General features: G+C 61.3%; 28 protein-coding genes. 14 read left to right on the top strand and 14 right to left on the bottom strand.

Translation table 11 applies throughout. The annotated features are described in order from the left end of the window. Positions 1 to 631: 631 nt before the first annotated feature. Both recJ and SB822_RS03705 read right to left on the bottom strand, forming a co-directional pair. The gene (gene recJ / locus SB822_RS03710; protein ID WP_090835869.1) at positions 632 to 2,338 is read right to left on the bottom strand and encodes a single-stranded-DNA-specific exonuclease RecJ; all 1,707 of its coding nucleotides are present in this window, start codon (positions 2,336 to 2,338) and stop codon (positions 632 to 634) included. Between the two features lie 28 nt (positions 2,339 to 2,366). Continuing rightward, the gene (locus SB822_RS03705) at positions 2,367 to 3,467 is read right to left on the bottom strand and encodes a regulator (protein ID WP_086910553.1); all 1,101 of its coding nucleotides are present in this window, start codon (positions 3,465 to 3,467) and stop codon (positions 2,367 to 2,369) included. 318 nt (positions 3,468 to 3,785) lie between these two features. Between SB822_RS03705 and SB822_RS03700 the strand changes: the two genes are divergently transcribed. The 4 genes from SB822_RS03700 to SB822_RS03685 all read left to right on the top strand — a co-directional run bounded on the left by SB822_RS03700 (position 3,786) and on the right by SB822_RS03685 (position 9,194). After that, positions 3,786 to 5,039, top strand: coding sequence for a lipoprotein-releasing ABC transporter permease subunit (locus SB822_RS03700; protein WP_007580371.1), 1,254 nt, complete (start codon positions 3,786 to 3,788; stop codon positions 5,037 to 5,039). Then, on the top strand, positions 5,032 to 5,775 hold the full coding sequence (lolD, locus tag SB822_RS03695) for a lipoprotein-releasing ABC transporter ATP-binding protein LolD (RefSeq protein WP_007580373.1): 744 nt from the start codon (positions 5,032 to 5,034) through the stop codon (positions 5,773 to 5,775). Before SB822_RS03700 ends, lolD begins: the two co-directional genes overlap by 8 nt. Positions 5,776 to 5,811: 36 nt before the next feature. Continuing rightward, complete coding sequence (locus tag SB822_RS03690) at positions 5,812 to 6,600, top strand: TatD family hydrolase (RefSeq protein WP_090835868.1); 789 nt, start codon at positions 5,812 to 5,814, stop codon at positions 6,598 to 6,600. Positions 6,601 to 6,698: 98 nt separating this feature from the next. Continuing rightward, on the top strand, positions 6,699 to 9,194 hold the full coding sequence (locus SB822_RS03685) for a DNA internalization-related competence protein ComEC/Rec2 (RefSeq protein ID WP_410854148.1): 2,496 nt from the start codon (positions 6,699 to 6,701) through the stop codon (positions 9,192 to 9,194). Here the strand turns inward: SB822_RS03685 and SB822_RS03680 are convergent. The 12 genes from SB822_RS03680 to SB822_RS03625 all read right to left on the bottom strand — a co-directional run bounded on the left by SB822_RS03680 (position 9,124) and on the right by SB822_RS03625 (position 15,559). Beyond that, positions 9,124 to 10,065: a tyrosine-type recombinase/integrase gene (locus SB822_RS03680; protein ID WP_410854147.1), complete on the bottom strand. Its 942-nt coding sequence runs from the start codon at positions 10,063 to 10,065 to the stop codon at positions 9,124 to 9,126. The genes SB822_RS03685 and SB822_RS03680 overlap by 71 nt on opposite strands. After that, positions 10,062 to 10,406, bottom strand: a complete 345-nt coding sequence (locus SB822_RS03675; protein WP_410854146.1) for a helix-turn-helix domain-containing protein — start codon at positions 10,404 to 10,406, stop codon at positions 10,062 to 10,064. The genes SB822_RS03680 and SB822_RS03675 overlap by 4 nt, the downstream gene beginning before the upstream one ends. Positions 10,407 to 10,408: 2 nt before the next feature. Next, on the bottom strand, positions 10,409 to 10,594 hold the full coding sequence (locus tag SB822_RS03670) for a helix-turn-helix transcriptional regulator (RefSeq protein WP_410854145.1): 186 nt from the start codon (positions 10,592 to 10,594) through the stop codon (positions 10,409 to 10,411). Next, on the bottom strand, positions 10,591 to 11,364 hold the full coding sequence (locus SB822_RS03665; protein ID WP_410854144.1) for a Rha family transcriptional regulator: 774 nt from the start codon (positions 11,362 to 11,364) through the stop codon (positions 10,591 to 10,593). Before SB822_RS03665 ends, SB822_RS03670 begins: the two co-directional genes overlap by 4 nt. Further along, the gene (locus SB822_RS03660) at positions 11,361 to 11,666 is read right to left on the bottom strand and encodes a hypothetical protein (protein ID WP_410854143.1); all 306 of its coding nucleotides are present in this window, start codon (positions 11,664 to 11,666) and stop codon (positions 11,361 to 11,363) included. Before SB822_RS03660 ends, SB822_RS03665 begins: the two co-directional genes overlap by 4 nt. Beyond that, positions 11,663 to 12,226, bottom strand: a complete 564-nt coding sequence (locus tag SB822_RS03655) for a hypothetical protein (RefSeq protein ID WP_410854142.1) — start codon at positions 12,224 to 12,226, stop codon at positions 11,663 to 11,665. Before SB822_RS03655 ends, SB822_RS03660 begins: the two co-directional genes overlap by 4 nt. Position 12,227: 1 nt before the next feature. Continuing rightward, complete coding sequence (locus SB822_RS03650; RefSeq protein ID WP_410854141.1) at positions 12,228 to 12,494, bottom strand: hypothetical protein; 267 nt, start codon at positions 12,492 to 12,494, stop codon at positions 12,228 to 12,230. Further along, a complete protein-coding gene (locus tag SB822_RS03645) occupies positions 12,481 to 13,044 on the bottom strand; it encodes a helix-turn-helix domain-containing protein (protein ID WP_410854140.1) in 564 nt (187 codons plus the stop codon). The genes SB822_RS03650 and SB822_RS03645 overlap by 14 nt, the downstream gene beginning before the upstream one ends. Continuing rightward, positions 13,037 to 13,450: a hypothetical protein gene (locus tag SB822_RS03640; RefSeq protein WP_410854139.1), complete on the bottom strand. Its 414-nt coding sequence runs from the start codon at positions 13,448 to 13,450 to the stop codon at positions 13,037 to 13,039. The genes SB822_RS03645 and SB822_RS03640 overlap by 8 nt, the downstream gene beginning before the upstream one ends. Before the next feature lie 790 nt (positions 13,451 to 14,240). Beyond that, on the bottom strand, positions 14,241 to 14,456 hold the full coding sequence (locus SB822_RS03635; protein ID WP_410854138.1) for a hypothetical protein: 216 nt from the start codon (positions 14,454 to 14,456) through the stop codon (positions 14,241 to 14,243). Positions 14,457 to 14,465: 9 nt separating this feature from the next. Next, on the bottom strand, positions 14,466 to 14,666 hold the full coding sequence (locus tag SB822_RS03630) for a hypothetical protein (RefSeq protein WP_410854137.1): 201 nt from the start codon (positions 14,664 to 14,666) through the stop codon (positions 14,466 to 14,468). An 86-nt stretch (positions 14,667 to 14,752) separates the two neighbouring features. Then, positions 14,753 to 15,559, bottom strand: a complete 807-nt coding sequence (locus SB822_RS03625) for a LexA family transcriptional regulator (protein WP_410854136.1) — start codon at positions 15,557 to 15,559, stop codon at positions 14,753 to 14,755. Between the two features lie 106 nt (positions 15,560 to 15,665). On the opposite strand from SB822_RS03625, the gene SB822_RS03620 reads away from it, so the two are divergent. The 10 genes from SB822_RS03620 to SB822_RS03575 all read left to right on the top strand — a co-directional run bounded on the left by SB822_RS03620 (position 15,666) and on the right by SB822_RS03575 (position 20,697). Continuing rightward, on the top strand, positions 15,666 to 15,890 hold the full coding sequence (locus SB822_RS03620) for a helix-turn-helix transcriptional regulator (protein ID WP_410854135.1): 225 nt from the start codon (positions 15,666 to 15,668) through the stop codon (positions 15,888 to 15,890). Positions 15,891 to 16,337: 447 nt separating this feature from the next. Next, positions 16,338 to 16,997: a ribonuclease H gene (locus tag SB822_RS03615; protein WP_410854134.1), complete on the top strand. Its 660-nt coding sequence runs from the start codon at positions 16,338 to 16,340 to the stop codon at positions 16,995 to 16,997. A gap of 1,179 nt (positions 16,998 to 18,176) precedes the next feature. Beyond that, positions 18,177 to 18,401: a hypothetical protein gene (locus SB822_RS03610; RefSeq protein ID WP_410854133.1), complete on the top strand. Its 225-nt coding sequence runs from the start codon at positions 18,177 to 18,179 to the stop codon at positions 18,399 to 18,401. 15 nt (positions 18,402 to 18,416) lie between these two features. Then, complete coding sequence (locus SB822_RS03605) at positions 18,417 to 18,629, top strand: hypothetical protein (RefSeq protein ID WP_410854132.1); 213 nt, start codon at positions 18,417 to 18,419, stop codon at positions 18,627 to 18,629. A gap of 21 nt (positions 18,630 to 18,650) precedes the next feature. After that, the gene (locus SB822_RS03600) at positions 18,651 to 19,157 is read left to right on the top strand and encodes a DUF2829 domain-containing protein (protein WP_410854131.1); all 507 of its coding nucleotides are present in this window, start codon (positions 18,651 to 18,653) and stop codon (positions 19,155 to 19,157) included. 10 nt (positions 19,158 to 19,167) lie between these two features. Continuing rightward, entirely contained in the window at positions 19,168 to 19,350 is a 183-nt protein-coding gene (locus tag SB822_RS03595; protein WP_410854130.1) for a hypothetical protein, read from the top strand. Positions 19,351 to 19,352: 2 nt separating this feature from the next. Further along, positions 19,353 to 19,634 (top strand): hypothetical protein, encoded by a 282-nt coding sequence (locus tag SB822_RS03590; protein WP_410854129.1) that lies wholly within the window; start codon positions 19,353 to 19,355, stop codon positions 19,632 to 19,634. A 251-nt stretch (positions 19,635 to 19,885) separates the two neighbouring features. Next, entirely contained in the window at positions 19,886 to 20,053 is a 168-nt protein-coding gene (locus SB822_RS03585; protein WP_410854128.1) for a hypothetical protein, read from the top strand. Between the two features lies 1 nt (position 20,054). Further along, positions 20,055 to 20,279, top strand: coding sequence for a hypothetical protein (locus SB822_RS03580; protein WP_410854127.1), 225 nt, complete (start codon positions 20,055 to 20,057; stop codon positions 20,277 to 20,279). Beyond that, the gene (locus tag SB822_RS03575) at positions 20,272 to 20,697 is read left to right on the top strand and encodes a hypothetical protein (RefSeq protein ID WP_410854126.1); all 426 of its coding nucleotides are present in this window, start codon (positions 20,272 to 20,274) and stop codon (positions 20,695 to 20,697) included. Before SB822_RS03580 ends, SB822_RS03575 begins: the two co-directional genes overlap by 8 nt. Positions 20,698 to 20,717 lie beyond the last annotated feature (20 nt).

The raw sequence follows: 20,717 nt of genomic DNA, 5'->3' as shown, positions 1-20,717 counted from the left end.
GTGACTCATGCTCGTTGCCAACGCTCTTGCGTTACGCATCACCCGCTTCACACGCCCGCGTCGCAGCATGCCGTACCGAATATTCCATCGCCGCCCAGGTGGCAAACTGTGTGTAGGTTGTCGCACCGCACGGATTAGTGCCCTTACCAGAAACACCAACCTCGCTTTTCAGTCTGGAGTGGTGCGTGTATGGCGCGAAAGCCTACACACAGTTTGCCACCTGGGCGGCACCAACCATTCGCTGCCGCTGGCCCGTGCATGGGAATGCGAAGCGGGTGAGGCGCTCATTCAGAGCGTTGGCAACGCGCGCCAGCAGAGACGTTGCCGTGTGAAGCATAAGACCGGTTGGGGTCCCTCAGGCAAACACAAGAGCTGGCGGTGTTAGCCGCTTTCTTTTGCCTACTTTTCTTTGCGGCGGCAAAGAAAAGTAGGTGCCGCCCCGCACAGGGGCGACGCGTGAAGCAGGCAAAACAAGTCGCGGATGCCAGCGCAAGAGCAAATCGCGGGCGCCAGCAAAAAAACAAACCCAAACCCAAACCCAAACCCAAACCGAAAAAAGGCCAACCACACCCCTTCCCGCCAAAAACCAAAATTATAGCGGATCACAGCGCCAGGGCTGGGCGCACCCAGCCTACAACACAGCATGCTCAACGATCAGTTGCACCCGTGCAACGCCATTCCACGTATCCGCCGACAGCCGATAGGCAACAGTCGTCCGCGCGGGCAGCGGCGCCGTGTGATTGAACCAGATCGCATTGAACCGCTGGCGCCCGCGCATCAACTGCAGCTTCAGATGTTTATCCTTCACCAGCGCCTGCGACATCACATCGAACTCGCCCGAGAAAACAGGCGCCGGAAACCCCTGTCCCCAGACAGCCGCATCAATCATCTCGACGAATTGCGGCGTGAAATACGCATCTTCGAGATCGCCATCCGTCTCGACCGTGCGCGCCAGCACGTCCTGAGTGAGCCACTCGCGCCCAACCCGCTCGAACGCCGCGGTAAAGCGCGGAATATCGGCCGTAGCGATCGTCAGACCCGCGGCCATCGCGTGGCCACCAAATTTGGCGATCAGCCCCGGCTCGCGCTTCGACACGAGATCGAGCGCATCGCGCAGATGGAAACCCGGAATAGAGCGGCCCGAGCCCTTGACGGTGGTGCCGCCATCATCGGCCAGCGCGAACGTGAACGACGGCCGGTGGAATTTCTCCTTCAGCCGCCCGGCCACGATACCGATCACGCCCTGGTGCCAGCTCGGATTGAACAGCGTGATCGTCGTCGAGTCGGCGGGATCGACCGTCGACAGGTCGTCGAGCGCCTGCTGCTGCATGCCCGCTTCGATTTCGCGCCGCTCGCGGTTCATCGTGTCGAGTTGCTGCGCGAGTTCCCACGCACGTCCGACGTCGTCCGTCGTCAGGCAGTCGATGCCCAGCGACATGTCCGACAGCCGTCCCGCCGCATTCAGGCGCGGCCCCAGTGCGAAGCCGAGATCGAAGCCCGACGCGCTGCGCGCATCGCGGCCCGCGGCGCGAAAAAGGGCGGCGATGCCCGGCTGCATGCGGCCGTTGCGGATGCGCTGCAAGCCCTGCGCGACCAGCACCCGGTTGTTGCCGTCGAGCTTCACGACGTCGGCGACCGTGCCGAGCGCGACGAGATCGAGCAGACCGTCCAGACGCGGTTCCGGGCGCGCGTCGCCGAATGCGCCACGGCGGCGCAGTTCGGCGCGCAGCGCGAGCAGCACATAGAACATCACGCCGACGCCCGCGATGCACTTGCTCGGGAACGTACAGCCCGGCTGGTTCGGATTGACGATCGCGCGCGCAGCGGGCAACTCGTCGCCGGGCAAATGGTGATCGGTGACGAGCACGTCGATGCCGAGCGCATTCGCCGCCTCGACGCCGTCGACGCTCGCAATGCCGTTATCGACGGTGATCAGCAACTCGGGCTTGCCGCCCGGCCGTTGCGCGGCCAGCGCGACGATTTCCGGCGTGAGGCCGTAGCCGTACTCGAAGCGGTTCGGCACGAGGTAGTCGATCTGTGCGCCGAACATCCGCAAGCCGCGCACGGCGACAGCGCAAGCCGTCGCGCCGTCGCAGTCGTAGTCCGCGACGACCAGCATGCGGCGCCGGCCTTCGATGGCATCGGCGAGCAGAGCCGCGGCCGCATCGCAGCCTTTTAGCGACGCGGGTGGCGTCAGGCGCGCGAGCCCGATTTCGAGCTCATCGGGCAGGCACACGCCGCGCGATGCATAGAGGCGCGCGAGCACGGGATGCAGGCCGTGGCGGATCAGCGCTTCCGCGTCGGCGGGAGAGCAGGGGCGTGTAACGATTCGAGTCATGCGGCAAAACCTGGAGCAGAAGAACAGTTCATTCGATGAAGAGCGACGCGAACAGGCGCCGTCGCCAGAATTTGCGCAAATCGCCGCGCGTAATGTCGAGTGTCACCGAGCCCGTGTCGCCGCACAGCGTCAGGCCGAGTGTGCCGAGTTCGCCCGCCTGCAGCGCGGCGAGCGCGGGCGCGAGCCAGTCGCGCTCCAGCGCGGCGAACGCGGCGTTCCAGCGGAACCAGTCCTGCTCGATAAAAGGCGCGGAAAACGGGTCGAGTTCGATCAGCGTGGTGGCGGCGCTGCCGTTCGCGCTGTCCGAACGCCATGCGTCGTAAGTCGCAGGCGGCGCGGCCGTTGCCGCCTGCGCGGCGAGCGCGAGACCGCGCGTCGCCGCCGCATCCGACAGCACGCGCGCAAAGTCGCTTTTGACCGGCTGCGCCGCGCCTTGCGCGTGAAACCAGATCGAATTGACGGCGGGCAGGCCGCGCGCCTCGCGCGCCTCGTTCACGGGATGCTCGAACCAGGCCATCTGCACTTCGTTCTGCAGCTTCATCCACGCACGCGAGCGCTCGCCCGTGTGCGCTTCGTGCGGCAGCCAGATTTCGATGTTGCGCCCGCTCGCGCGCAGCGGCGAGGCGCCCGCCAGCGTGCCGAACGCGTCGCTCGACAGATACCAGCGCGACGGCTGCGGCGCCTCGATCCGCACGCCCAGTTCCTCGATCAGCGGACGCGCGACGTCGAACAGCGCGCGCGCGTCGTCGTTCGCGAGTTCCAGCGACGCGGGATCGATCAGCACCAGATGGTCGTGCGCGATCCGCACATGCACCGGCTGCACGCATGCCCATGTCGCGTCGCCGGGGTTACCGCCGTCGGCGAGCAGCATGTAGGGCGCGAGGGGCGCCTCGTCGGCGGCGGCCGTGCCGGCGGGCACCGCGCCAAAACTGCGGGCCACCCAGCGCTCGTGCGGCAGCGTGCGCTGGAAGTCTTCGCCGATCACACGTTCGACCAGCGTCGCGCGGGCGATCAGTTTGTCGAGGGCGGGAATGTCGAGGGAATACAGCGCGGTGGACGCATCGGCTGCGGCGGGCAGCGCGAAAGGTAGAAGGAGATGCAGGCGGTTGGCATTCATGATGCTGCGCATTGTATGGCAAACTTCGCCCCGTTGATCCGCGATGGCGGGCGATCAGACCGGGCCCGAATGCGTGATTTGCGCGCCGGTGCGTACAATTCACGCAACGATTGCGCACCGGACGGTGCGATGTTGCGCGCGCCGTTGCACGGCGTCACAGCCGGCGCGCCGTATGAGGAAAGCCGCTGCAAGCCGGCGTTCTGGAACCATCGGCCGAAATTCGCGCCCAATCGACACGGCTCTCGCGCGCCTGACGGCGTTTTTCGCCGACCGCGCGGACAGTCAGGGCAAATGCAGAACACAGCGCAATCACGCTGAAAAAGGACTCGCTTGAAACTTCCATACGAATGGCAGATAGGCTGGCGCTACACGCGTGCCGGCAAACGCACCACGGGTAACGGCTTCATCTCGTTCATCGCGCTCGTGTCGATGTCGGGTATCGCGCTCGGCGTGGCCGCGCTGATCGTCGTGCTGTCGGTGATGAACGGCTTCCAGAAAGAGGTGCGCGACCGCATGCTGTCGGTGCTTGCGCACGTCGAGATCTTTTCGCCGACGGGCTCGATGCCGAACTGGCAGCTGACGGCGCAAGAGGCGAAGCAGAACAAGGAAGTGATCGGCGCGGCGCCGTATGTCGAAGCGCAGGCGCTGCTCACGCGCCAGGACGCCGTGAGCGGCGTCGCGCTGCGCGGCGTGGAGCCGTCGCTGGAGCCGGAAGTGTCGGATATCGGCAAGGAGATGAAGGCGGGCAACCTGAACGAGCTGAAGCCCGGCGAGTTCGGCATCGTGCTCGGCGGGGATCTGGCCGGGAATCTCGGCGTGACGACGGGCGACAAGATCACGCTGGTCGCGCCCGAAGGCACGATGACGCCCGCGGGCCTGCTGCCGCGTCTCAAGCAGTTCACCGTGGTCGGCGTGTTCGAGTCCGGCCACTATGAGTACGACAGCACGCTCGCACTGATCAACATCAAGGACGCGGAAGCGCTGTTCCGGCTGCCCGCGCCGACGGGCGTACGCTTGCGGCTGAAGGACATGCAGCGCGCGCCGGAAGTCGCGCATCAGCTGGCGCGCACGCTGTCGGGCGATCTGTATATCCGCGACTGGACGCAGCAGAACAAGACCTGGTTCTCGGCCGTGCAGATCGAGAAGCGCATGATGTTCATCATCCTGACGCTGATCATCGCGGTGGCGGCGTTCAATCTTGTTTCGTCGCTGGTGATGACGGTGACCAACAAGCAGGCCGATATCGCGATCCTGCGCACGCTCGGCGCGCAGCCCGGCTCGATCATGAAGATTTTTGTCATCCAGGGCATGACGATCGGTTTCGTCGGCACGGGCATCGGCGTCGCGCTCGGCTGCCTGATTGCATGGAGCATTCCGTGGCTCGTGCCGATGATCGAGCATCTGCTGCACGTGCAGTTCCTGCCGCCGTCGGTGTATTTCATCAGCGAGCTGCCGTCCGAACTCGTGCCCGGCGATGTGGTCAAGATCGGCGTGATCGCGTTCGTGCTGTCGTGTCTCGCGACGCTGTATCCGAGCTGGCGCGGCGCCAAGGTGCGTCCGGCGGAGGCGCTGCGTTATGAATGATCGTCCGAACAACACTCTCATGGCCGCCGACGAAACTGGTTTGCATCCGTACGTGCTCGAAGCTACGGGCATTTCGAAGGCGTTCGTTCAGGGCGGCCTGAACGTGCAGGTGCTGAACAACACGCAGCTCTCCGTGCGACGCGGCGAGAAGCTTGCGATCGTCGGCGCATCCGGCTCCGGCAAGAGCACGCTGTTGCACGTGCTGGGCGGCCTCGACGATCCGAGCACCGGGCATGTCGAAGTGATGGGCAAGCCGTTTACGAAGCTCTCCGAGCGCGAGCGCAACGACTTGCGTAACCGCGCGCTCGGCTTCGTGTATCAGTTCCACCATCTGCTGCCGGAATTCACCGCGCTCGATAACGTCGCGATGCCGCTGCGCATCCGCCGCATGACGACGGAAGACGCGCGCAAACAGGCGCATGACATGCTCGAACGGGTGGGGCTCGCGCATCGCGCGAAGCATCGTCCGGGCGAGCTGTCTGGGGGCGAACGGCAGCGCGTCGCGATTGCGCGCGCACTGGTCACGAAGCCCGCCTGCGTGCTCGCCGACGAGCCGACGGGCAACCTCGACGGCGGCACGGCGGATACGGTGTTCAACCTGATGCTGGAACTGTCGAACACGCTGTCGACGAGTTTCGTGATCGTCACACACGATCCCGATCTGGCCGCGCGCTGCGACCGCATCATGCGTCTGCGCGACGGCGTGCTGTACGAGGAGCCGACCGTGCCCGTCTGAGGCCGGGCGCTTTCCATTCGACACGAGGCTGCGCGCATGTGGATCGATACGCACTGTCATCTCGACGCTTCCGAATTCGACGCGGATCGCGACGCTGTGGCGAGCGCCGCGCTCGAAGCGGGCGTGAGCCGGATCGTGATTCCGGGCATCGCGCGCAGCAACTTTTCGACGGTGCGGGAACTGGCGCATCGCGTGCAGGGCGGCGCGTATGCGCTCGGCATTCATCCGCTTTTCACGCCGCAGGCGCAGCCGTCCGATCTCGATGTCCTGCGCATGGAAATCGAGGCGAGTCTCGACGACCCGCTTTTCGTCGGTCTCGGTGAGATTGGGCTCGACTACTTCGTGCCGGGGCTCGACGACGAGACGCAGCAGTTCTATTACAACGAGCAACTCAAGCTCGCGCGCGAGTTCGATCTGCCCGTGATTTGCCACGTGCGCAAGTCGCAGGACCAGGTGCTGAAGGGCTTGCGGCGAGCTCACGTCAATCGCGGCATCGCGCATGCGTTCAACGGCAGTTTCCAGCAGGCGCAGGCGTTCATCGATCACGGCATGCATCTCGGTTTCGGCGGCAATGTGACGTTCGAACGCGCGCTGCAGATCCGGCGGCTCGCGGCGCAGTTGCCGCTCGACGCGCTGGTCGTCGAAACCGATGCGCCCGATATCGCCCCTTCGTGGCTCTACAGGCAGCGCAACACGCCGGACCAGATTCCTGCTATCGGCGCGATGCTCGCCGAGCAGCGCGGCATCGACAAAAACACGCTGGCGATAGGCACAACGGCTAATGCACACGCTGCATTGCCGCGGCTCGCGCTTTCCTCTGCATAATCACTGTTTGGCTCGCATGGCGCGTTGACGCCGACATTGATTCGGGTTCCTGATGAATGTCAACGTGGCGCTGTGCGAGCATCGGTTGCGGAGGCGGCATGCGGGCAGTGTGGTGCGGTTTTGCGTTGGGCGTCGTGTGGTTGCAGCAGCAGGCTTCGTTGCCGCGGTGGTCGGGTTGGTTCGCGTTGATCGCGTGCGTTTGCGCACTGAGTCTGATTTTGTGGACGTGCTTGCGACGCGGCGGCGCGTGGTCCACGCGCGCGGGCTGGTTCGCCGTGCTGTGTGCAGCGGCGTGCTGTGGCTTCGGTTATGCGGCGTGGCGCGCGCAGGCGCGGCTCGCGTTTGAACTGCCGCATGCGTGGGAAGGGCGCGATATCGCCGTCAGCGGCTGGGTCAAAGGTCTGCCGACGCGCAGCGCGGACGGCACGCGTTTCCTGTTCGTCGTCGATTCAGCCGATGCGCCCGTCGAACGTTTTCCCCGCACGCTGCAACTGTCGTGGATCGCGGATGACGCGCCGCCGCCCGTGCTCGAACCGGGTTCGCGCTGGCGTCTGAACGTGCGGCTCAAGCGTCCGCACGGAAACGCGAACTGGGGCGTGCGCGACGCGGAAGCCGTGTTGCTCGCGCGTGACGTTCGGGCGACGGGTTATGTGAGCGCGCCTTCGCGTGCTGTGCGGCTTCCCGGCAAGGCAAGCGGGGCGGGCGTGCTGATCGACGGCTGGCGATCGACCATCCGCGCTCGCATCGCCGCTGTGCTCGGCGACGCGCCGCACATGGGCATCGTCGTCGCGCTCGCGATCGGTGCGCAGGACGCCGTGAGCGCCGCCGACTGGCTGCTGATGCGGCGCACGGGCACGAGCCATCTCGTCGCGATTTCCGGTTTGCATATCGGTTTTGTCGCAGGACTGGCCGGATGGCTGATAGGCATGCTGTGGCGGCATTCGTTCTTCATCGGACGCGGCTTGCCGTTGCTCGTGCCCGCGCAGAAAGTGGCGATCGGCGGCGGCGCGCTGTTCGCCGCTTTTCATGCGGCCCTCGCGGGCTTCAACGTGCCCGCGCAACGGGCATTGTGGATGGCGGGTGTCGTTGCGCTCGCTTATGTCGGCGGACGGCGCGTCGCGCCTTCCGTCGTGATCGCGTGGGCGCTCGGGCTCGTGCTGCTGGTCGATCCGTGGGCGGTCGTGTCGGCGGGATTCTGGCTGTCGTTTTGTGCGGTCGGCGCGATTCTGTTCGCGATGTCGGGGTCGGCGCATGTCGCGCGAAGCGGGGCGTCTGACCCACTGGATGAAGAGCAAGGCGAACGCTCTTTAATGAGGCGCTGCGCCGACGTATTGCGTTCGCGGATCGGAGCGTTGATAGAGCGCGTACGCAGCGGCGCTCGCGTCCAGTTCGCGGTGACGATCGCGCTCGCGCCGCTGACGGTGTGCTTCTTCTCGCAGATACCGCTGATCGGTCCCGTGGCGAATGCGTTCGCGATTCCGTGGGTCAGCGTCTTCGTGACGCCTGCCGTGATCGCCGGCATCGCGTTGCCGGCGCCGCTCGATGCGCTCGCTTTTCGTTTCGCGCATCATCTGCTGGATCTGCTCGCAGCCGGTCTGCAACTGCTGTCGGGTCCGGCGTGGACGGTGTGGCAATTGCCGCAGCCGGATGCATGGGCGATGGCGTTTGCGGCCGTCGGCGTCGCGTGGTGTCTTGCACCTGCCGGCTGGCCGTTGCGCTGGGCCGCGCCGCTGACGTGGCTGCCGCTACTGGCGCCGGCATCGGCCGCTCCCGCCGAGGGCGCGTTCCGTCTCGCGGCGCTCGACATCGGGCAAGGCTCGTCGATCGTTGTCGAAACCGCCCATCACACGCTGCTGTTCGATGCCGGTCCGGGTCCCGAATCGACGCACGCGGGCGAGCGCATCGTCGTGCCCTACCTTCAGGCGGCGGGCATCGCGGCGCTCGATACGCTGATCATCAGCCATGCCGACTCCGACCATTCGGGCGGCGCTCCCGCCGTGCTCGAAGGCATCGAAGTGAGGCAGTTGCTGGCGGGACTTCCGCCAGGCCACGCACTTTGGCGCGAGGCGGCCGGGAAGGGCGCCCAAACGGTGCGCTGCGCGGCGGGCCAGCGCTGGCGATGGGACGGTGTCGACTTCGCGATACTCTGGCCCGACGCGGGTCCCTTGCAAGGCAAGCCGAACGCGCATTGCTGCGTGCTGCGCGTGAGCACGGCGGGCGTCGCGGCACGCAGTTCTCGCATCCAAACGCATGAAGATGGACAGAAGCCCGTCGTCGCCTTGCTGGCCGCGGACATTGAAGCGCCCGTCGAACGCACGCTGCTCGCGCGCGAGCCCGCCGCATTGCGCGCGCAGATTTTGCTCGTGCCGCATCACGGCAGCAAGACCTCGTCGACCGAGCCGTTCCTCGACTCTATCGAGCCGTCCATCGCGGTATTTCAGGTAGGCTATCTGAACCATTCGGCGGCGCGCACTCCGATCTGGCTGGAGTGGGCCGCCTCTAAACCATTATCCAGCAACGGTTTCAGCCTGCTACTGACAACTTCTGTACTGCTGTGCCCGAAACATCTGATGCATTGTGTGCCCAGATTGTGACCGCGTCGGCATGCTGTGCCAGATGGTCGGGCGCGAGGTGGGCATAGCGCAGCACCATCTCGTACTTCGACCAGCCACCCAGTTCCATCAGCCGGTTGAGCGGAGTCCCGCTCTGCACGTGCCAACTTGCCCAGGTGTGCCGGACATCGTGGAAGCGGAAATTGTCGAGGCCAGCGCGCGTGCATGCCCCGTTCCACTGCCCGATGTCCCATTTCAAGCACGGCTTGCCCTTCCGGGTGAAAACGTACGTGTCGTGCTTGCCGATCTGACGCCTGATCGCGATGACTGCTTCCGCGTTCAACGGCACGCCGATCGGCTTACGAGCCTTCGCCTGGTCGGGATGAATCCACGCCCGGCGCTTCACCAGATCGACCTGCGTCCATTCCAGACCGAGAATGTTCGCCTGTCGCAGGCCCGTCGCAAAGCCGAAGATCGTCACGTCACGCATCCAGTCCGTGCGGATCGAGGCCAGAAGCCGCTGAGCCTCTTCGCGCGTGATCCACCGGATGCGTTTCTTGCCGGTCGACAGCTCCGGCAGCTTCGGCGCCTTCTCGATCCACTCCCATTCGCGCCACGCGGTGTTCAGCATCGCGCGCATGGTGCCCAGATAGCGATTCTTCGTGGTGTTCGAAACGGGCGTGATTTCCTTCGACTTTTGACTCACCTCAGGTAGCGCCTCGAAAATCTCATCGCGGGTGATCGAATCCAGCTTTCGCCCCGCGAAGACTGCCCGAAAGTGCCGTATGTGGATCGTCTTGTTCGTGACGTCGACAGTCCCGGCATGTTCGGTGAGAAATCGGAGCGCGGCCTCGTCGAACGTCCGCGACGGCTTTTCACCCAACTTTGCGACTCGCCACAACTCGGTCTTCAACCGGTCGTGATACTCCTGAGCCTCCTTGCGGTTGGTCGTGCCAGTAGATTGTCTAACTCGGCTGCCGCCTGGCGTGCGGATGTCAACGTGCCAGACGTCGGAGCCATTGCGCTTTCGGATGGACATTCGTGCTTCTCCAGTTCCGTCTGCGCCGGTCGAGGTTGATTGTACTCGCCGGCGCGTTCTTTCAATTTGTCAGGCCAGACCCGCCACGCAGCACCGATGCGGAAGAATCCCAACTGTTCCTTGTGGGCGTAGACGGTCCCATACGAGACACGCAGCAGTTGGGCGGCTTCCTTGATGCTCAGCGCGCGGTCGCCGATGATCGCAATTGCAGCCATGGTCACTCCTTCGGCACGTCGCCGCGCATCAGGTCACGTAGGCTGTCGGCGGGAACGCCCATCGCCCGTTTTCCGTACTTCACTATTTTCAGGCGCCCCTCCTGCGCCCAGCGATAGACGGTTGTGCGGCTCACGCCAAGCAGATCCATCACCTCGGCGACGCGGTAGTGTTTCTGTAGCGCCGTCACGCCGCCTCCTTCACGCGCATCCTGAAACGCCCTTCGATGAACGGGTGCACATATTGGGTTTCGGTCATCGCTTCGCATTCGGACACGAACCGCTTGAAAATCTGGTTGACGTCCTTTATCCAGAAGACCTCGTACGTCGCACCGTCGGCTTCCTCGCGGGAGTTCCGGACGGTCCCCGCCGGCTTCGGTGAATACGGGCTCTGACGGATTACCTCGTCGATGATCCGGCTAGGCAGCCCATATTTTTCGTTGATGCGTCGGCGGATGCGGGTGATCGGCTCGGCATGGGTCGGGCATGTGGGCAGTACTTGCGTCTTTTGCTCGACCTCATCAATGCGCAGCTCAATACGCGCGACCGTTTCAGCCTGCTCAATCTGACGGCGCTCGATGTCTGCCATCACCTGGGCGCTCTGCAGGAACATCTGGGCGGGCGTGAGAATTTGCGCGTGGCCACGCATTTGCTCGGCCATTTCCCAAAATTTCCGGACAAGCCGCTTTTTGAACGAGCGCACGACTTCGCTGTTGCGCATGTAGGTCAGCAGCAACGTCGACTGCTGCTCGTTCAAGTACGCAACCTCGCGCTGTTGGGCGCCGCCAGCAGTCTCAAAGGGTTCGATTTCAAATCGCACCCCTCCGAATTCAGCCAGATCCCCTTCGTAGGTACGAGCCAGCTTTATAACGCTGGCATGCTCAATCTGGGTGCCTTCCGCGATTGCCAGCGTAGTCGTGACCGCGCTGCCGTCGATTACCATCACAATTTCGCCCATCATTCCCCCTTGGCGCGATGACGGCGCACGGCGCTCTGGAGGCGCCGGGCTGCGTTATATCGGACACGTTTCGCCTGCTGAAGCGCCAGGCGCTCGGCGGACGTCTTTTCGGCCAGCACTTCCCATGCGGGAGTGGCGCGCTGGATGTAATCGCTGATACCCATCTCAGCCTTGCAGACCTCGCAGGCATCGAAGAAGGTGTATCGGGCTGCACGTACAGCAACGTCTGCGTCGTGATACTCGATCGCACACTGGGCGATTGTTAGCAACGCGCTCAGGGCATTGAATTCGATTGGTGACTTCATGCTTCACTCCAGTATGCAAACGGATCGCGGTGATTCGGCTTCAACTCGTCCAGCCATCCCGCGTATTCGGTGGTCAGGTGCTTCACGTACTTGTGCTCGCTCGGCGACATCCAGCGCGTTTGACGCATTACGCGCTTGTCTCGCCGATCCAATGCAACAACCCGTATGTTGTCGGCCGGATCGTGCTGTGCAGTAACGTAGAAGCGTGGCAGTATCGACAGAATCGAATACCCGTCGATCAACTGGCGATTCACAATCTCTGCTCGCAATGCACCAGAGTTATCGACCAGTTCGGATACCAGGTCGCGATCTTCGGCGGCCCGCACATGCCAACCAGGTTGGAATGCGTGGTCCGCAATCCACTCGTCATAGCGAAAGTCGAGCGGATGGCACTTCCACGCCACGCACATCGATTCGGCATGGTCGTCACGGTGAAGTCGGCGGTCAGCGATCTGAGCGATACGGGGCAGGGAGATGACGTTCGCCTCGTTCGTCATCTCCCACGGCTCTAAAAACGGATTGATCGGCCGCACGCGAGGCTTTCGGGTGAAGAAACCCATTTCACACGCTCCCGTAGTGCGCTTCGAAGTAGCCGAGGCCGCCGCGATCGTTGTCCAGAATTTCCGCGCAGTTCTCCATATCACGCGCCAAACTGCGAAGCGCCTCACGGAGCAACACGAAAGTGTTGGCGCTGGCCTGATCGCCCGACCCGGACATAGCCTCCTGACATAGGTCGTGAAGTGCCGTGATCGCGTGATACGACTGCTCGCAGCGTAATGAAACAGCCGCGATGTCGTCGGGCGTAACGGCGGCGTCACTCTTGGCCATGAAACACCTCGCGCTGTTGTTCCCATTTCGCGCGCATAGCCTCCGTCTCCCGCATGCTTTCCGTGTTGTCGTAGACGTAATCGCCCAGGCATTCGAGCGCATTCAGAAGTTGCTGGATGGAGCTGATGTCGAGCGGCTGATCTCCGCTCATATCTGGCTGGCCGAGACTGTTATGCACGATCCGCGATATGACCTTGATGCCGTTTGCGGCCCGCGTGATGTCGGCGATCCGGTGCGTGTGGCACTGTGAATATTCTGGATCGTCATCGCTCACCCACGTATCGTTCACGAACGGATGGGGCGCTTGATTCGACTCATCCTTCACGCCGAACGCGTCACCGACGCCATGTACCAGCCAGTAGGCGTCGACTTTTAACGCTTTGGCGATGGCGGGCGTGAATGTGTTTGCTTCACTTCCGCCACATTCGATGTGTGCGATTTCCGTTTGCGAGCAGCCGACGACGTCCGCGAGTTGGGTCTGGGACAGACCCCGGAAGATACGAGCCTTTTCAAGCCGGGCGGCGAACCCTTCTCGTTGTTGGTCAGACACTTTCCACTCCCATTTGACGAAGGCTGAAATCGCACTCAGAACCGATGTGCACAAGCTCGCTGATGATGTTGACCTGATCGGCTATCGAGAACAGCAGCTGAGCTACGTTGTCGCCGAGCTCGAAGTTTCCAGCTCGCAATGCACCGGGAGCGGGATTAGCGTCGTTGTCGATCAGGCAGCCGATGTTTGATACAGCACCGCCCAGTTGAGATGCCATGAAGCAAGCCGCTTGTGAGGAGCCCGACAGGAACTTGAGTTCTTCGGCATTCAAACCCTTGGCGCGCTCATAGAGAAAACTGAGGACACTGGCAGGCGTGCAAGGGCCGAACTTACGTCCGGAAGAACCCTTAACAGCAGTGATTTCCTTGACTTGCTGCTGCAGTGCATTAGAATCCGACATGTTCATTGCTTTACCTCAGTGGTATCCGCGCGCCGACTGTTAGCGTCAGTCGAGCGCGCAACCTTCCAAGCTGCCATCTCTGGCAACCACCCCTAAAAAATCCTGATTGTTCAAACCGTAGGTACGAGTTGCCCCAGATCAGCTTAGTTATGCTAATCAAAAAGGTGACACATCGGTTCGAGGGTTTTCGTTCTTCTGTATGCGCTAGTGATCTCCTATGGTTTAACTAGCTACGTTTCGGGACAAACAAATTCTAGGCAGCGGGAAAACCCGTGCAACAACAGAATCATGGAAATTGTGATTGCACGCACAACTTGCATCATTCTGCTTCACGCGACGCCTAGCAGTAACTGTCCACTCAGGATAAGGCAAACTGAAACCGGCGACCAATTACTAAGGGCCTAAACCGCTGACAACTGTACTACAGCAGTGCACGAACCCTGAGCATGCAAAAAACACAGCGCTCTGGCCATCGACTTCGGAAATGCTACAGCACAAAATCTCGAAAATTCCTAGTTCGGGGCCTACAACGCTTGTCAACGTGATTCAACCTTAAATAAATCAAACACTTAGAAACGATACTTGGCGCCTTCAACCTCCATCGTCATCGTCATACCGAAGAATTAGACGAACTTGGGAAAGTCTTTGTAGCGTTCGGTCTAGGCAATATTCACGAAGAACTCGTGCGTCACCTTGTCTACGATGTTCGTCACGTATTGCGCGTCGGAGACATTGATCAGGTCGGCGATTTCGAGTTCACGCAGCATCAGGTTTCTTCCGGAGCCGCACGCCGGGTCTAAAACCTCATCCGGCCAGGCTTGATGCCGTCTGCCAGCAGGTTCGCCGAGACGCGGCAGATCACCGCGTTCAGCAAACGATTGCTGCGCGACTTCTTGTGGAAGCGGAAACCGGTTGCACGCATGACTGGCGCCGCGATATGCGCGATCAGACGCTGCTGTTCATAGTGAAGGCGATCGAGAAGTCGCGCGGTCGCTTTGATGATCCTGGTCATGTCGCTCTCCTAGTAGCCGAGGAGGTCGCGAGCTGCGGACATCGTCGCCGGGATGATCGCGCGCTCCATGAAGACGCGGTCGGGATGCTCAATGGGAAGGTTGGTACGAACGCACCAGCTCGAAACGGTCAGCGAGCCGTCGGCGTTTTCGACAGTGGGTGCTGCGGTGTCGTGGTTGTCGATCCAGTGGATCAGTTTGGCGGTGGTCATGTTTCCTCGTCGCGTATCGTGTTGCTCTGAGGAATATATTAGTTCTTATGATATTAGTAGTCAACAGTAAAAATGATAATTTTTTGTCACGTCGGAAAAAATACCATCTTCGACTTCACGGTACCGAGAATCGTCGCATCGTCGGAGAGAGAGGTGATGCGATCGGGCCACGCCGGATTCAGAGCCTGTAGATAACGCTTTCCGGCCTCGCCAATAAGCTGACGGAAACTAGGCTCGCTGGACCCTACCTCTTGCACCACGACGTAAGATCCATTGATTGGAGTGACTTCCGGGTCCACCAGAATGAGTTCACCCTGACGGAAGGACAGAGGAGCCGCCTGATTCCACATGCTGTCACCTGGGACGATCAAATAGAACGACTTTGGCGACACATCGATTGGAGCCCCGTACCAGGTTGCAGCGTCGAACTGGCCAGCACTCGCGGACGCCTCTAGCCACCCGGAAATTTCCAACCAGCCTAGAAGCGGATGCTTGACGGAGGTCGGGCTCGCGAGGCTCTGCTTTGTCATTTCGATAGCTGCACTGCGACCCACTGGAGGCAATCCGCGCTTCTCTCTCCACTCGGCGTACTCATCCGAAGCCGATGCCACCCGTTCCGTCAGATGTTTCGCTTGGTCGGCTATTGACGGGCTGATACGCCCAATGGGACATCCGAGAAGTTCAGCGAACTTGCTCGCCGCCCTGAAATTCAGCGGGATAGTGCCTTTCAGATATTGACTCACCGCGCTTTGGCCGAATCCAAGAATGCTGGCAGCCTCCGCCTGAGAAAAGGGCAGCCCCTGAGCTTGACGTCTTGTCTGCCACTCGTAGAAGAGCGTTTGTAGACGTCGAGCGTCGTCGACCTGATGGCGGTTTTGAGGTTTCGGTGTCATGCCGGGGATGGTATCAGTGTAACTGGTAACGGGCAATCACTTTTACTGTTGACGAGTGTCTAATTAGTGTTTAACATGCACACTAATACTTACTGATAAATGGGCGATGAACAAGGTTTCTGAGATACGAGCAGCGCTTTCCGTTTCGCAGCATGAGCTGTCGAGGGCGATGCACGTCGGCCAAAGCACGATCTCTCAGTATGAGAACGATGGCTGTGATCCATCTTTGGACGCAGCGAAGCGTTTGATCGAGTTCGCAAGCGGTCGCGGTCTTAGATTGACCCTGGATCAGGTCTATGCATTGGATGAGTTTGTAGTCGCGCCGAAGTAAGAGAGGCTTAAACCCGGTTCTCCGAACACCGGGGCGTTGAGAAGCAGTACGGATCTGATCGTGTTTTCAGGGACAACCGCGTAGGGCGGTCAGATTCGAGATAGTGGCCAACTAAGCGAAAGGGCCAGCCGCGGGAGTGGATAGCGGCGTCAGGAAGCATCACGCAACGAACGGATCCAGGCCGCGAGGTTGGGGTTATCCGGAGACGAGCACCCTGGCGTGTCAGCTCGGTCAGAACGGCATCGGGTCACCGCACAACGGGTGGCGAAAGTCTGACCAGCAGCGCAGGAACGTTTAGCGATGAGCGCTGCCAGGCAAAGTACCGGATACCTCAGTTGGTCGCCTGAATCCTCTCGAGCCCTTCTCTTGTAGACGGGCTTGGGGGGAGTGTGCTCAGGGTGTCCATCCCCGTTTCCTAGTTAATCGGTGGTAGCAAGGAGAGCAAGCGTGATCGTGACAGACGAATGGCTGAACAAGAACATGACGCTGGCTGGCGGCTACACAAAACGTCAGCTAGCGCTCCTGAACGTGAGCTGGCCCCCTGCCAGGGGATGGAAACGGTGGGTGGTCGGCAAGCCTGTGAACGAGGTGGCTGCGCGCGAGTTCGAACTGTTGGCTGGTGGAAAGGCTGGTGATGCTGTAGTCGGACTGCACGACGCTACCAAGGTCGACACCAGCGCTGACTTCGTGGTCTGGACCGATGGTGCGTGCGACCCGAACCCGGGTGTAGGTGGTTGGGGCTGGCATCGATCGGACGGCGCGAGCGCATTTGGCGGCGAGCCCGAGACGACGAACAACCGCATGGAGATGACCGCCATTGTCGAAGCCATGAAGGCTCTTCCTGACGGGGCGCGGGCGATCATTCACAGCGACTCGCAATACTGCGTGAATGGCCTGACGATCTGGTCGGCCGGTTGGGCGCGGAAAGACTGGCGCAAAAAGGGTGAGCCGATGCCTAATCGCGATCTCTGGCTGGCGCTCGATGCCGAGAAAAAGCGGGTGCGCGCCGAATTCCGCTGGGTGCGAGGACACAACGGCAACGCCGGCAACGAGAAGGCGGACCGCCTGGCCGTGATGGGCCGCGAAACGCTCGCGGTGGCCGCGTGAACGCTGGAATCCGATTCCACGCGCCCGTAATCCGATTACACGCGGTCCACGCTGACGACCGCGTTGCTGATTCAGCAATTGCCGATTCGGCAACCCCCGTTGCTCATTCAGCAACCCCTCTGACGCATGACGATTCTCCGTTGCGGACACGCGGCGGTAAACAGACCCGGCCGGGTAGAGGCGTCAGCCGTCAGGGCGGGACGCTCGCGTTGTCATTCCGACAACCGTTGTCGAATCAACAACCGTTGTTATTTCAACAACCCCATGGAAGGGCCTTGGGAGCCCCTTCGGAGATCCTTGGACGGCCAAAGGCCGAAGGGCTTTCGACCTTGGTAGCAAGTCCTGTCGACCAAGTGGCACCGTTGCACTTTGATCGGCGAGACGCCAGTGTAGACGGCCTAGCGTCTACAGCACCGTCTACATACAGATTCTGTGCGGCTTCAGCGACACGCTCTGTCACAGAACGCGGATTCCGCGAAACCCCGGTCAGTCACACGGACGACCGCGTGACATCCGGTCGTGTCCCGCGGGACAACCTCGGGACAGATATGGGACTGACGCGTGACAGATGTCACGCACGCACCGTGACGAGATGCCAGGAGCAATGCTCCAAGCATGCTGTGGTCGTCACCAACGACCGCACCAAAGGGTGGCTTTGGTGAAGCCTTCGGGGAAGGGTTGGGTGAAGCCTTAAGGATAACCTTCGGGCCAACCTTGGGTGAAACCTTCGGGGAACCCTTTCGATACCCTTTGGTGTCGGCTTGATATCAGGCTGATATCACGGCGATAACAGTTAGGTAACGGTGAAGGAACGTTACAGAAACGGTGCGGTAACGGTTGAGGCGTTAGTAGTCCTTAATCGGGACTAGTCCCACGGTGGGACAGGTGTCCCGAATCGGGACTAGCAGATGTGAGCAGATGCTAAGCACTTGCTAGCAGGGCGCTAGCGAAACGGTGCAACGTTGCACGCTTATGTGCAACGCGGTGCAACGCAATGCAACGCAACGAAACGCTGTGTGACGCAGCGTGACGCGAGAGGTCTCGCGAATGTTCGCGAGGATTCGGAACCCAGTCGGTTTCGTTCGCGAAACCCAACGGGTAACCCACGGGATACCCAGCGGAAACCCATGGGTTTTGACGGCAACACTTTTCACCCCACATGGGGCCATTGGAGAGCAGATGGAAAACCAGCATCGCAGCATCAAGGGCTACCGGGATCTGACGCCGGAAGAGATCTCGTCGATGAACACGATCAAGGACATGGCCGAGAACATCCGCGTCGAACTGGAGGCGCTCGAATCGTTGCCGGAGGTCGACAAGCGCTGGCTCGCGATCGGCAAGACGAATCTGCAGCAGGGCTTCATGGCGGTGATCCGTTCGATTGCCAAACCGACGACGTTTTAACAACGGGAGAGAACGATGGAAGACAACCAACTCTACGGGCTGTTCTGGAAGTGCGCAGCCGGTGCGGTCAGCGTGGTCGCCATTTCGATCGCGAGCTGCACTGCGCATCAGAACTACGTGCAGACCGAAGTGCTCGCCAAGGCCGGGAACCCGGCTTCGCTGCAGTGTGCTTTTGGCGATCGCGACACGAAGACGTCGGCGTTCTGCCTGGAAGCAGCAAAACACTAACCAACGCGACGGAGAGACCCTATGCAGCAGTACATCGGTTCGAAGATCATCAACGCCAAGCCCATGACGCGCGGCGAGTACAACGCCTATCGTGGCTGGCAACCGCCGGTTGGGGAAGAGCAGAACGTCGACGGCTGTCTCGTCGAATACACCGACGGCGGAGCACCGAACACGCCCGATTTCGCTGGCTACGTGAGCTGGTCGCCGAAAGAGCAGTTCGACGGTGCATACCGCGTGACGTCGGGCCTGACCTTCGGCTTGGCGCTCGAGGCTCTGAAGAAAGGTAAGCGTGCTGCGCGCGCCGGTTGGAACGGTAAAGGCATGTGGCTGGCCTATTCGCCCGGCGCGGCGTCGCTGTCGGCTGACAAGTTCTGGGCTGGCCCGAACCGGGAATACGCCGAGTCACAGCCCGGGTGGTCGGCCGACGTGCTTCCGTGCATCACGATGAAGACGGCGACGGGCGAGATTCTGATGGGCTGGCTGGCCTCGCAGACCGACATGCTCGCCGACGATTGGCAGATCGTTTAAGGAGCCCGACATGTTCTCCGGACTTGGAAGCGCGGGCTTGCTCGGCATGAGCCAGTACGACTATCTCAACCAACAGGCGATGAATCAGCAGGCCGCGTACTGGGCGGCGAACCAAGGCCAGGCGGCGAACCAGTGTGCGCCGACGGCGTCCACCCCCGACGAGCGCCTGCTCGTCCTTCTCACAGAGGAATAAGCATGAAACTGAAGCCCTACAAAGAAATCATCGCGATGTCGAAAGAAAAGCTCGACGAAGCCCTTGCTCCGATCCGTGCCCGCCAGGTGAAAGGGCAAGCTGAGCTGGAGATGGCGAAGATCGACGAGCAGATCGTGTCGACCGAGGCGACGATTCAGGAGATCTGCGCAGCGAAGACGATCGAGTTCTCCCGGTTGCTACGACTGATGGATGAGCATGCGCTCGCCGAACGCCGGAAGAAGCAGTACGGCAAGATCCTCGGCGATCTGTTCCCGGAGGAGTGACGTGACTGAACTCGAAGCCCGCGCCATCGCCGCGCCTGACTCACGGCCATGGCCAGTATCTCAGGATGCCGCTAACTGGATTCGGTTCGCGTCCCTTGAACACAATGCCTTACTGAAACATGTCGCCGCGGGCGCGGAGTCGCAGCATCCGAGCCTGAATCGCCCGCCCAGCAAGGCTCTGTCGGTGGCGCGGCGGCGGGCCGCGAGTGGTTCAACAGCGCCGAGCACGATCGGTTTATGCGAGGTCTGTGATGGATGACTGGGAAGAGTTCTTCGAAATGTACGGCGATTATGCGGTGACGCTTCGATACTACGAGGTCACCCAAACGACGAACCTTGAACAAATCTATCAAGCATTCAAAGCGCGGCTGCGCGCAGAGCTATCGAAGCATGGCGCCGACAGGGACCGCGGGGAATGACATGCAAATATTCGGCGGCATCTGGCGTATCTCGCTGCGCGGCATCCAGATCAACGAGGGCGGCTATCTGATGGGTATGACGTGGTTGTTCGGCCGCATATTCGATGCGTGGTTCAAATTGCCCCTGCGCCGTGCGAAAAGCCATCGCTTCACACGCTGGCCGAAGACGCGTTTCACAAGTTGGGCATGGACAAAGCAAACCGGAAGAAAGGAAACGAATGACTGAACAGCAAATCGATGCTTACTGCGACCGTTGGCTGTGGTGGAGTCAGTCGCGCCGGCTGTACGTGCCGGCCGGCAAGCTGAACATTCTAGCCAGGCTGCAACCGCGCAGATCGGCAGTGCGCGAAACGGACGCGCGACTAGATCCGGAAATGCCGTACTTCAATTCGGCGCTGCACGGACTGTTCGACGAGCAAGGATGTGAGGAAGAGGCCGCGTGCTTTCTCGGCGTCTACTGGTACGACGCGAAGATCAAGCAGGTAGCGGCCGAACTGAAATGCGCACGCGGTACGGTATACAACCGAGCCCGAAAATTCGCTCAGGATGCCATCAGGATGAGCAAGGCGCTAAAGAAGGCTCACGAGTCGATGAGTGCCGAGTGTTCAAGAAACGTTGAGCAAAATAGTTCGTGCGTTGATTGAACACTCTGCATTAAAATCGG

This window comes from Paraburkholderia sp. SIMBA_054 (assembly GCF_046534875.1).
Taxonomy (GTDB): Bacteria; Pseudomonadota; Gammaproteobacteria; order Burkholderiales; family Burkholderiaceae; genus Paraburkholderia; species Paraburkholderia hospita.
Note: the sequence above shows the minus strand (reverse complement) of the source record. Positions and strands in the feature narration are given on the sequence as shown.